This window comes from Sorangium sp. So ce128 (genome assembly GCF_051525245.1).
In the GTDB taxonomy this organism is placed as follows: domain Bacteria; phylum Myxococcota_A; class Polyangia; order Polyangiales; family Polyangiaceae; genus Sorangium; species Sorangium cellulosum_B.
Genome location: NZ_CP150313.1, coordinates 3,450,932 through 3,462,355 on the forward strand (window position 1 = coordinate 3,450,932; position 11,424 = coordinate 3,462,355).

The 11,424-nt window shown below is 71.4% G+C and carries 6 protein-coding genes; 4 read left to right on the forward strand and 2 right to left on the reverse strand.

The genetic code is table 11. The features are described 5' to 3' along the window. Nucleotides 1–114: 114 nt before the first annotated feature. Both sbnA and WME82_RS13490 read right to left on the reverse strand, forming a co-directional pair. Nucleotides 115–1,071, reverse strand: coding sequence for a 2,3-diaminopropionate biosynthesis protein SbnA (gene sbnA, locus WME82_RS13485; protein ID WP_438043182.1), 957 nt, complete (start codon nucleotides 1,069–1,071; stop codon nucleotides 115–117). 180 nt (nucleotides 1,072–1,251) lie between these two features. After that, nucleotides 1,252–2,226, reverse strand: a complete 975-nt coding sequence (locus WME82_RS13490) for a Gfo/Idh/MocA family protein (protein ID WP_438043183.1) — start codon at nucleotides 2,224–2,226, stop codon at nucleotides 1,252–1,254. A gap of 707 nt (nucleotides 2,227–2,933) precedes the next feature. Between WME82_RS13490 and treY the strand changes: the two genes are divergently transcribed. The 4 genes from treY (at nucleotide 2,934) to WME82_RS13510 (ending at nucleotide 11,397) form a co-directional block, all read left to right on the forward strand. Further along, complete coding sequence (gene treY, locus WME82_RS13495) at nucleotides 2,934–6,113, forward strand: malto-oligosyltrehalose synthase (RefSeq protein WP_438043184.1); 3,180 nt, start codon at nucleotides 2,934–2,936, stop codon at nucleotides 6,111–6,113. 1 nt (nucleotide 6,114) lies between these two features. Beyond that, nucleotides 6,115–7,959 carry a malto-oligosyltrehalose trehalohydrolase gene (gene treZ, locus WME82_RS13500; RefSeq protein ID WP_438043185.1) on the forward strand — a complete coding sequence of 615 codons (1,845 nt, stop codon included), beginning with the start codon at nucleotides 6,115–6,117 and terminating at the stop codon, nucleotides 7,957–7,959. Then, nucleotides 7,953–8,762 carry a tRNA (N6-threonylcarbamoyladenosine(37)-N6)-methyltransferase TrmO gene (gene tsaA, locus WME82_RS13505; protein WP_437745861.1) on the forward strand — a complete coding sequence of 270 codons (810 nt, stop codon included), beginning with the start codon at nucleotides 7,953–7,955 and terminating at the stop codon, nucleotides 8,760–8,762. Before treZ ends, tsaA begins: the two co-directional genes overlap by 7 nt. A gap of 238 nt (nucleotides 8,763–9,000) precedes the next feature. After that, entirely contained in the window at nucleotides 9,001–11,397 is a 2,397-nt protein-coding gene (locus tag WME82_RS13510) for a PAS domain S-box protein (RefSeq protein WP_438043186.1), read from the forward strand. Nucleotides 11,398–11,424 lie beyond the last annotated feature (27 nt).

The following is an 11,424-nucleotide window of genomic DNA, read 5'->3' on the forward strand; positions in this document are numbered from 1 at the left end:
GGTCAGAGACATGGGTTGAAAGGTGGTGGTCGGCCGCCCGGGCTCCGCGCTGCCTCGCTCGCCACGAGGCGCGGCAGGAGATCCCCTTGGACCAGATCCTCCGGAATGCGTTCCCTAGGCGCCGAGCCTGGACGCCCAGGCGTCATTGAAGATGGTGTCCGCGTACGAGATGCCGCGGTCAGCGCAGACGAACAGCACCGATGGGGGGCTCGTGGAGCGCATCCTCGGGAGGAGCTTCTTCACCGCGGCGTAGCACGAGCCGGACGAGCCCCCGACGAGCAGCCCATGCCGCGTGAGGAGCTCGCGGCAGGCGCGCACGGTCTCGACCTCCGAGACGAGGACGACGTCGTCGATCTTCGCCTCGTCGACCAGCTTGGATCGGACGCTGGCGCCGATGCCGGCGATGTGCCGCGGCCCTGGAGCGCCCCCGAAGATGACCGAGCCCTGCGCGTCGACGGCGATGATACGTGCGTTCGGGAACGCCTCCTTCACCCGCCGGGAAATACCGGCGATCGTCGCTCCTGTGCTCACGCCCACGAAGACGTAGTGAAGCTCGGAGAAGGCCCGGCAGATCTCCTCGCCCGTGAAGCGGTAGTGGGCCCCGACAGCGTCCATGTTGCCGTACTGGTTGGTCCAGTACGAATCGGGGATGCTCTCCCGCAGCTCCCGGAGCTTCTGGAGCCGCGCCTTCAAGAAGCCGCCCATGTCGTCCGGCTCGGTCACCTTGACGACGTTCGGGCAGAGCCTTCGCAAGAGGGACTCGTAGGCCTCCGTGGTGTTCGGATCGATCACCGGGATGAACTCGAGGCCGAGCTGGCGCGCGTAGAACGCGAGCGCGACGGCGAAGTTCCCCGAGGAGGACTCGATGAGGACGGTCTTGTCGTGGATCTCACCCCGCTTGATCGCCTGGTGCAGGATCCAGAGCGCGGGACGATCCTTCAAGCTCCCTACCGGGTTGTGCCCCTCGATCTTGGCGAAGAGCTTGACCCCATCGCACTCGAGGGGGAGCACGGTCGTTTCTCGAAGGGTCCCCAGGAGCGAGGTGACCTTCGTCAAGAGTTTTTCAGCCATGGGAGACCACTCTCGTGAGCTAACGTGAAGTCCATTCCACGGGGCGACCTGAGCGAGCTCCGTTCCGCTGGCTGAACGGGCGGCGAATGACTGTATTTGACGGTGATTGACGGAGACTGACGGTAACTGACGGTGACCGATGAAAACTGATCGCGATTGACGGCGAGGGACGGCTTCGAATTACAGGCCCGTCGCCCCACCAGCGAGGAGGCGCTCGATACAGCTCTGGACCGAGAGCGCTTCACGCAAGCTGGCGAGGGCGTGCGAGCCGCCCTGCATCATCGCCGCGAGATGGTCGAGCAGCGCCGTCCGGTTGCGCGCGAGGGCCTGCTCCGGCGTTGCGGGGCAGAGATCGACCCATCTCGCACCGTCCTGGATCTCGGCGTTGTACCAGTGGTGGGTGCGGCCCGCCCCACGCTCGCCGATCAGGGTGAAGGCGTTGAAGTCGTCCTCTTCTCCGCCCACGCAGGCGCTCACCTCGAGGGGAATCGCCCCCGCGGTCAACCGGGCCTGAATCGCTGTTTCCGACCCGATGCCGTCCGCCGGGAAATCGACGCGCGAGCGCTCGACGCGCAGCGCCCCGAGCAGGCGCTGCGCCAGGAACACGAAATGCGACAGCACCTCGCGGACAAAGCCGCCCTCCTGCCGGCCGGCGAGCCAGCCGCTGGCGGGCTGCCACGGTCGGGGCCACACCCGAAACGAGGCGTCGATGCGCGCCTGCCGCACCTCGCCGATGCGCCCGGCGCGCAGCGCGTCCCCGAGCGCCTGCACCGGCGGCGAGACGGCGAAGCCGAAGTTGACGGCGGCGCGCACGCCGGCCCGCTCGAGCCGATCCACGGTCGCCGCCGCAGCTTCGACGTCGACCGCGAGCGGCTTCTCGCACAGGATGGCCTTGCCCGCCCCTGCGGCGAGGCGCAGGTGCTCGAGGTGGGTCGCCGGCGGCGAGGCGATGTAGATAAGTTCAACCGGAGCAGCGACCACCTCCTCGGCGGTCCTCCGCCGGCAAGCCCGGTCGAACGCCTCGATGCGCTGAGTCGCCTCGGCGGATGGGTCCCACGCAGCGACGACCTGGAAATCAGGGCGCTGCGCGAGGAGGCGAGCGATCCGCTCGCCGATCGTGCCGAAGCCGATGATTCCAATGCCGATCTTGCGCATACTCAGCCGTCCATCCTGAATTTCGACGGACGCCGGTGGGGTATACTACGGAGCCGCCTCACAAAGCAAGCGTGACCCACGCGTCTTCGATCCTCGCGTCCCGTCATGCCGCACGATGAATGTCATGTGAACGTCATGCGGGGTGCGCCGCGCATCCGCATCGTCCGGTTCGGGTGGAACGACGCGTTGCCAGAATGCCTGGCTGGCACCGGCGATGATCGGGAATGCAACAGGAAGCCGAACGCTCCAGAGGTCAGGAACCACGCAGACGAGCGCGCGGCGGGGACCTCCCTCCTACGTACATTGAAATTTACGTTCTCTGCTCGTGTCGGCGCGCCTGTTCGCAGATGCCTTTGATGTGCGAGCGCGCTCTTCGCAGGAAAGCTTCTCTCGAGTCGAACGTGCGAAACTCGCAGCAGGGCAACCTGAACGGCGCTTTGCAGGCTCTTCGCGGCGCGTCGTTTCGACGACGGCTGAGCCCGGCGTGCCTTCGATAACGGCTGAGCCCGTCACCCGTCCTCCGCAGCTGCGCATGACCCCGGCGTGGTCCATGGCGCCAGCCTCATCGCTGCTGCGTTCCCCGTAGGCGCATCAGGCCATTCCTTCGTGCCGCACGCCGAAACGACAGGAGCCGCGCGAGCTGCGCAGATCCGCGGATGCTCATCGCTTCGTTCGCAGTAGATTCTGCCGCCGGAGGCAACCGAGGGATGACCGGAACGTCGGACGAACAGCAGACGGGCGGCCATGCGGACGGCGCTGGCCTGCAGGTGATGGCAGCGCGGCTCGCCGGCGCGGCGTGCGAGGGCGTGGCGCCGCGGCTGCCGCGCGCCACCTACCGCGTGCAGCTCAACAAGGACTTTACCTTCGAGCAGGCGCGGCGCGCCGTCGCCTACCTCGACGCCCTCGGCGTCAGCGATCTCTACTCGTCGCCCTTCTTCAAGGCGCGGCCAGAGAGCATGCACGGCTACGACCTCGTCGACCACAACGCGCTCAACCCCGAGATCGGCGAGCGCGCCGACCTCGACCGGCTCACCGGCGAGCTCGCGTCGCGCGGCATGGGCCTCCTGCTCGACTTCGTCCCCAACCACATGGGCATCGGCACCTCCGACAACGCCTGGTGGAACGACGTCCTCCAGAACGGCCCGAGCTCGCTCTACGCGCCGTTCTTCGACATCGACTGGGCGCCGCTCAAGACGGAGCTCAGGCACAAGGTGCTGCTCCCCGTGCTCGGCGACCACTTCGGGCGCGTGCTCGAGCGCGGCGAGCTCAAGATCGAGTTCGACAACGGCGCGTTCGTCCTGCGGTACTTCGATCACGTCTTCCCGGTGAACCCGCGGACGTACAGCATGATCATCGGGCCGCTCGTGCCCGGGCTCGTCGCCGCGCTCGGCGAGGAGAACGACGCGCTCCTCGAGCTGCAGAGCATCCTGACCGGGCTCCGCAACATGCCGCCGCGGACCGAGACGCAGCGGGCCAAGGTGATCGAGCGGCGTCGGGAGAAGGAGATCCTCAGGCGGCGGCTCGCGTCGCTCGTCGCGGACTCGCCCGACATCGCGGCGGCGGTGGCCGAGGGCGTCCTGCGCATCAACGGCAAGGTGGGCGATCCGCGGAGCTTCGACCCGATCGAGGCGCTGCTCGAGGAGCAGGCCTACCGCCTCAGCTTCTGGCGCACCGCCGCCGAGGAGATCAACTACCGCCGGTTCTTCGACATCAACGACCTCGCCGCGATCCGGATGGAGCACCGGCCGGTGTTCGCCGAGGCGCACCGCCTCGTCTTCGAGCTCTGCGAGCGGGGTCAGGTCACGGGGCTGCGCATCGACCACCCCGACGGCCTCTGGGACCCGATCGGCTACTTCGACGAGCTGCAGCAGGGCTACCTGATCGAGCGCTGCCGGCGACGCTTCCTCGCCGAGGCCTCGGACGAGCCCGAGCAGAAGAGCTTCCTCGACCCGCGCCGCCGCCCCGAAGCCCGCTTCGCCCGGCTGGAGCCGGCCCTCCGCGCGGTCCTCTCGGAGCGCGCCGCGCGCGGCTCGCTGAACACGCCGCTCTACGTCGTCGTCGAGAAGATCCTCGCGCGCGGCGAGACGCTGCCCGAGGCCTGGCCCGTCCACGGGACGAGCGGCTACGACTTCACCGGGTCGGTGGGCGACCTCTTCGTCGACGCCTCGAGCGAGGGGCAGATGACCGCGATCTACGAGCGGTTCATCGGCGAGCACATGCCGTTCGAGGCGCTCGTCTACGAGAAGAAGAAGGTGATCCTCCGGACGGCCCTGGCGAGCGAGCTCAACGTGCTCACCCACGCCCTGAACCGGCTCACCGAGCGCGACCGCCGCTTCCGCGACTTCACCCTGGGCTCGCTCAACGAGGCGCTGCGCGAGGTCATCGCGTGCTTCCCGGTCTACCGCACCTACATCAACGATCGGACGCCGGCGATCTCCGATCACGACCGCGTCGCCATCGGCCGCGCCGTCGCCCTCGCGCGCCGGCAGAACCCGACGATGGAGGGCTCCATCTTCACGTTCGTGCGCTCGGTCCTCATGCTCGACGGCACGGATCTCTTCCCTGACGAGGACCGGCACCTCTTCTGCGACTTCGTGATGAAGTTCCAGCAGCTCACCGGGCCGGTGATGGCCAAGGGGCTCGAGGACACGTCGTTCTACATCTACAACCGGCTCGTGTCGCTGAACGAGGTCGGGGGCGAGCCCGAGCGCTACGGATCGAGCGTCCTCGCGTTCCACCGCGGCAACGTGCAGCGGCACAGGGCGTGGCCGTACTCGATGCTCGCGACGTCGACACACGACACGAAGCGGAGCGAGGACGTGCGGGCGCGCATCAGCGTGCTCTCGGAGCTGCCGTCGGCCTGGGAGGAGGCGCTCCACCGCGCCGCCGCCGCCGCCGCGCCGCTCAAGGCCGAGATCGAGGGCCGCCTGGCGCCGGACAGCAACGAGGAGTACCTCTTCTACCAGACCCTCCTCGGCAGCCTGCCGATCGAGCCGCTGCTCGGCGCTGCCGGCGACCCGCGCGCGCCCGAGGGCGACGCGCTCTCGGCGTACGCCGACCGCCTCGTGGACTACATGCGCAAGGCCACGAAGGAGGCGAAGGTCAACACGTCCTGGATCGACGCGCAGCCCGAGTACGACGCCGCCGTCGAGGCGTTCGTCCGCAAGGCGCTCTCGTCCGCGGAGGTCGTGGGCGCGCTCCTGCCGCTCGCGCGCGTGGTCGCGTACCACGGCATGTGGGGCTCGCTCTCGCAGACGCTCCTGAAGCTCACGTCGCCGGGCGTGCCCGACATCTACCAGGGCAACGAGGTGTGGGACTTCAGCCTCGTCGACCCGGACAACCGCCGCCCGGTCGACTACGCCGTGCGCGAGCGGGCGCTCGCGGAGATCCGCGCGCGCTTTCGGTCGAGCGGCGGGGGCCGCGCGCTCGCGCGCGAGCTCTGCGCCGAGGCGCGCGACGGCCGCGTCAAGCTGTTCGTCACGCACGTCGCGCTCGATCTGCGCCGGCGCCACCCGGCGCTCTTCGGGGCCGACGGGGACTACGCGCCGCGCGCCGTGATCGGCGAGCGCGAGGCCCACGTCGTCTCCTTCGCGCGCCGCGCGCCGGACGGGCGCTCGATCGTCGTCGTCGCGCCCCGGTTCAGCGCGCGGCTGCTCGGCGGCGCCTGCTCCCCGCCGATCGGCGCGGCGTGGGCCGGCACCTCGGTCGACGTGGAGCCCGGCCTCTACACGGATCTCTTCACCGGCGCCGAGCTCGAGGCGTCGCCGTCCGCCGCTCCGCCGCGCGACGCGGCCGAGCCGGGCGACGGCGCGTCGCTCCCGCTCGACCGGGTGCTCTCCGATTTCCCCGTCGCCCTGCTCCTGAGGGCGGCGCAGCGAGGCCAGTGACATGAAGGCGAAGCGCACGATGGGCGCGTGGCTCGAGGGCGGCGCGGTCCGCTTCCGCGTCTGGGCGCCCGACCACGATCGGATCGAGATCGTCACCTACGGGGCCGACGGCCAGGAGGTCACGGGCGCGCTGCCTGCGGCCCCGACCGGCGGCGGCTACTTCGAGGCGACGGCGCCGGGCCTCGGGGCCGGCGCGCTCTACAAGGTGCGGATCGACGGCGAGGGGCCGTTCCCGGACCCGTACTCCCGCGCGCAGCCGCTCGGGGTCCACGGCCCGTCGGCGGTCTTTGACCCCTCGTTCCCGTGGACCGACGCGGGGTGGCGGGGCGTCGCGCTCGAGGATCTCGTCCTCTACGAGGTCCACGTCGGCGCGGCGACCCCGGAGGGCACGTTCGACGCGCTCATCGGGCGGCTCGCCGAGCTCAGGGAGCTCGGGATCACGGCGATCGAGCTCATGCCGGTCGCGAGCTTCCCGGGCGAGCGCGGGTGGGGGTACGACGGGGTGGACCTCTTCGCGCCGCTCGCGGCCTACGGCGGCCCGGCGGGCCTGCGCCGCCTGGTCGACGCGGCCCACGCCGTGGGGATCGGCGTGATCCTCGACTGCGTCTACAACCACTTCGGCCCCGACGGGAACTACCTCCGCGCCTACGCGGGGCGCTACTTCACCGATCGGCACGAGACGCCCTGGGGCGACGCGGTGAACTACGACGGCGCGGGCGCCGAGCAGGTCCGCGCGCTCGTCCTCGAGAACGTCGAGATGTGGATCCGCGACTTCCACATCGACGGCCTCCGCCTCGACGCGACCCACGCGATCGTCGACGACTCCGAGCCCCACATCCTCCGGGAGATCGGCGAGCGCGCGCGGGCGGCCGGCGAGGGGCGGCGCGTCCTCGTGATCGCCGAGGACAGCCACAACGACGCGCGCCTCGTGACGCCGGTCGAGCAGGGCGGGTACGGCCTCGACGCGGTGTGGTCCGACGACTTCCACCACGAGCTGCGCGTCCTGTTCGCCGGGGATCGCGACGGCTACTTCGAGGATCACACGGGCACCGCGGAGGACATCGCGGCGACGATCCGCAAGGGGTGGCTCTACGAGGGGCAGATCTCGAAGCACACGGGCAAGCCGCGGGGCACGCCCGCGGATCCGGTGCCGCCGCCGCGCTTCGTCCACTGCATCCAGAACCACGATCAGATCGGCAACCGCGCCGTCGGCGATCGGCTCGGGGACAAGGTGAGCCCGGCGGCCTTCCGGACGATGTCGGCGCTGCTCCTGCTCACGCCGTACACGCCGCTCCTGTTCATGGGCCAGGAGTGGAACGCGCGGACGCCGTTCCAGTACTTCACCGATCACGAGGCCGAGCTCGGCCGGCTCGTGACCGAGGGCCGCCGGCGCGAGTTCCAGTACTTCGCGGCGTTCGCGGGCGCGGAGGTGCCTGATCCGCAGGATCCGCGGACGTTCCAGCGCTCGAAGCTCGACCACGCCGAGCGGCAGCGGCCCGAGCACGCCGGCGTGCTCGCGTGGTACCGCGAGCTCCTCCGCCTCCGCGCCTCGCACCCCGCGCTGCGCAGCCGCGCGCGCGGCGCCTTCTCGGCCGACGCGCTCTCGCCGGACGCGATCTGCATCGAGCGCCGCGGCGGCGGGGCCGCCGTGATCGCGCTCTGCGCGCTCCGGGGCGCGCTCTCGCTCGACCTCGGCCGCCCCGAGGCGCGGGCGCTCGCGTTCAGCGAGGAGCCGCGGTTCGGCGGCGCGGCGCGGCGGCCCCCGATCGAGCGCGGCTGGGTGGAGCTCGAGGGGCCGGCGGTCCTGATCGTCGAGGTGCCCGACGCCTCCGGGGCGCGATGCTGAAGCCCGTCACGTTCACGCCCATCGGCGTGGTGCGCACGCCGTTCTCCGACAAGGTGAGCGCGCCGCGGCAGCCCCACGCGGCGGGCAGCGCGGAGGGGACCATCGAGCTCGTGCCCGGCCTCGGGCTGGAGCACGCGCTCTCGGACATCGAGGGGTGGGACTACCTCTGGGTGGTCTTCTGGTTCCACCTCAACGAGGGATGGCGCCCGAAGGTGCTGCCCCCGCGGAGCGCCGGCAAGCGGCGCGGCGTGCTGTCGACGCGGTCGCCGCACCGCCCGAACCCCATCGGCCTCAGCGCGGTGAGGCTCCTCGCGGTGGACGGGCTCACCCTGCGCGTCGGCGGCGTGGACATGATCGACGGCACGCCGGTGCTCGATCTCAAGCCCTACGTGCCGTACGCGGACGCCCACCCGCACGCGCGCACCGGCTGGCTCACGCCGCTCGCGGAGGAGCCGGGCGGGGGGGCGCCGGTCGACCCCGAGCCCGGCTTCGAGGTCGCGTGGGGCGCGCGCGCCGCCGAGCAGGCCGCGTGGATCGAGGAGGCGCACGGCTTCGCGCTGCGGGAGCGCGTGGACCGGGTGCTCGCGCTCGGCCCGCAGCCGCACCCCTACCGCCGGATCCGCGCCGACGGGGACGCGATGCGCCTCGCCGTGACGTCGTGGCGGGTGCGGTTCAGGGCCGAGGGGCGGCGGATCGACGTGCTGTCGGTGGCGACGGGCTACCGCGAGAAGGAGCTCGTCGGCGGCGAGGGCCCCGATCTCGAGGCGCACCGGCGGTTCGTGGAGCGGTTCGGCCGCGGCTAGCGGCGCGGCTAGCGGCCGGCGATCGACCAGCGCGCCGCCTGCTCGCGCTCGCCAGGTACGCGCAGATCGCCTGGTATTCCTCGGATCTCGCGTGACGATTCACGCTCGCGCCGCTTGCGGCATCCGCTCGAGGCGGACAAATGCTGAGTGTGTTCATCGGGTACATCTGGCCTGGCTTTCGAGCCGACGCGCTCGACGGAGATGCCTGCTGACGGTGCGGTCGGAGCGTTGCTGCGGGTTGGCTGACCAGGCGGTGCGCCCCCTCCTCTGCGCCCCCTCGCCGGTCCCGCACGCAGCCTTGCCGGCGGACGGCCTCAGCGGCAGGGGGCAGGCCGCGGGGGAGCTGCAGCTGAAGGCGGCCCTCCTGGATCGGCTCGGCGACGCGGCCCTCGCGTGGGAGCTCGGCGGTGCAAGCGCCATCGTGTACTTCGGCGCCGGGGCGGAGCAGCTCTACGGCTTCCCGGCGCGCGACGCCCTCGGGCGGTCGAGCCACGATCTCCTGCGCACCGCCCTGCCGGCGCCGCTCGCGCAGATCGAGGCGGCGCTCCTGCGCGACGGCCTCTGGGACGGCGAGATCCGGCGCACGACCCGCGACGGCCGGGAGATCCTCGTCGAGAGCCGCCTGCGGCTCGTGGAAGGGGCGGAGCGCCGGCGGATTGTCCTGGAGACCGGGCGCGAGATCACCGCCCAGCGGCGCGCCGAGGAGGCCCTGCGCGACAGCGAGGCGCGCTTCCGCAACATGGCCGATCACGCGCCCGTCATGATCTGGGTCACGGGCGCCGACGGCGGCTGCACGTACGCGAGCCGGGGCTGGCTGGACTTCTCGGGCCAGACCGAGGCGGCCGCCCTGGGCTTCGGCTGGATCGAGGCGGTGCACCCCGAGGACCGCTCGGCGGCCATGGAGGCGTTCCTGCGGGCCAACGAGCGGCGCGAGGACTACAGGATCGATTTCCGCGTGCGCCGCCGCGACGGCGTGTACCGCTGGTGCATCGACTCGGCCGCTCCGCGGCTCGGCCCGGGCGGCGAGTTCCTCGGCTATGTCGGCTCGATCATCGACATCACCGAGCGCAAGGAGGCGGAGCTCCAGCTGCAGGAGCGGGAGGAGGGGCTGCGCCGCGCCATCATGGCGACCTCGTTTCCCATCATGATCTACGCCGAGGACGGGCACGTCGTCTGCGTCAACAGCGCGTGGACGGACATCAGCGGCTACACCCGCGAGCAGATCCCCACGGTGATGGCGTGGCTCGACAGGGCGTACGGGGCGAGGAGCGCTGCCATCCACGCCCGTGTGGCGTCCCTGTTCGACATGGATGAGGCCTCAGGCGAGAACGAGCTCACCCTCACCACGGCGAGCGGCGCCGAGCGCACGTGGGTCTTCAGCTCCGCTCGGCTGGGGAGGGACGCGGCAGGCCGGCGGCTCCTGGTCACCATCGCCTACGACATCACCGAGCGGAAGCGGGCCGCCGACGCCTGGGAGGCGACGCTGAGGGAGGCGGACCAGCGCAAAGATGCTTTCCTGGCGATGCTGGCGCACGAGCTGCGCAATCCGCTCGGGCCCATCCGCAATGCGGTGGAGATCCTGCGGAGCACCGGGATCGAGCAGCCGTCGCTCCTGCGGGCGTGCGGCGTGATCGAGCGGCAGGTCGCGCACATGGCCCGGCTGGTGGACGACCTCCTCGACGTGTCCCGCGTGGCGCGCGGGAGGATTCAGCTGAGGAAGGAGCGCTGCGACCTGCCCCGGCTGCTCCGGCAGACCGCGGAGGACTACCGCAGCACGCTGGAAGCGAGCGGCCTGGAGCTCCGGCTGGATCTGCCGATCGAGCCGCTCTGGGTCTCCGGCGATCCCACGCGCCTGTCGCAGGCGGTCAGCAACGTGCTGCACAACGCCAACAAGTTCACCGACGCCGGCGGTCGGGTGACGGTCGCGCTGTCGGCGACGCCGGACGGCTCCGCCGTGATCCGCGTCCGCGACACCGGCATCGGCGCGGAGCCGGCGACGCTGGCGCGCATGTTCGAGCCGTTCAGCCAGGCCGAGCGCAGCCTGGACCGCAACCGGGGTGGGCTCGGCCTGGGGCTGGCGCTCGTAAAGGGTCTTGTCGAACTCCACGGCGGCACGGCGTCGGCCGAGAGCGCGGGCGTCGGCCACGGGACGGAGATCGTCCTCCGCCTGCCGCTCGCGCGCGGGCCCGAGGCGTCCCCGGAGCGCGCCGCGCCGCCGCCGCGCGTCGACTCGAGCTCGGCGGGCGCCGCGAGGTCGCTGCGCGTCCTGATCATCGAGGACAACGAGGACGCCGCGGAGATGCTGCAGGCGCTCCTCGCGATGAACGGCCATCAGGTCGAGGTGGCCCTGTCCGGGGCCGCGGGGGTGGAAGCGGCCCGCTCGTTCCGGCCGGAGGTCATCCTGTGCGACATCGGCCTCCCCGGCGGGATGGATGGCTGCGGCGTGGCGCGGACCTTGAAGGCCTTGGAGGAGAGCGCGGACGTCGCCCCGTCACTGATGATCGCGCTGACGGGTTACGGCCAGGAGCGGGATCAGCGCCGGGTGCGCGAGGCCGGCTTCGATATGCACTTCGTCAAGCCGATCGATCCGGGCTCGCTGCAGAGCCTCCTGGCCTCCGTGGCGACGCGGGCCTGACGGCGACGAGGGCGCTGGCGCGCCGCC

Coding starts and splice junctions, on each gene's coding strand:
- sbnA (WP_438043182.1), bottom strand. CDS start 1,071: ATGGCTGAAAAACTCTTGACGAAGGTCACCTCGCTCCTGGGGACCCTT.
- WME82_RS13490 (WP_438043183.1), bottom strand. CDS start 2,226: ATGCGCAAGATCGGCATTGGAATCATCGGCTTCGGCACGATCGGCGAG.
- treY (WP_438043184.1), top strand. CDS start 2,934: ATGACCGGAACGTCGGACGAACAGCAGACGGGCGGCCATGCGGACGGC.
- treZ (WP_438043185.1), top strand. CDS start 6,115: ATGAAGGCGAAGCGCACGATGGGCGCGTGGCTCGAGGGCGGCGCGGTC.
- tsaA (WP_437745861.1), top strand. CDS start 7,953: ATGCTGAAGCCCGTCACGTTCACGCCCATCGGCGTGGTGCGCACGCCG.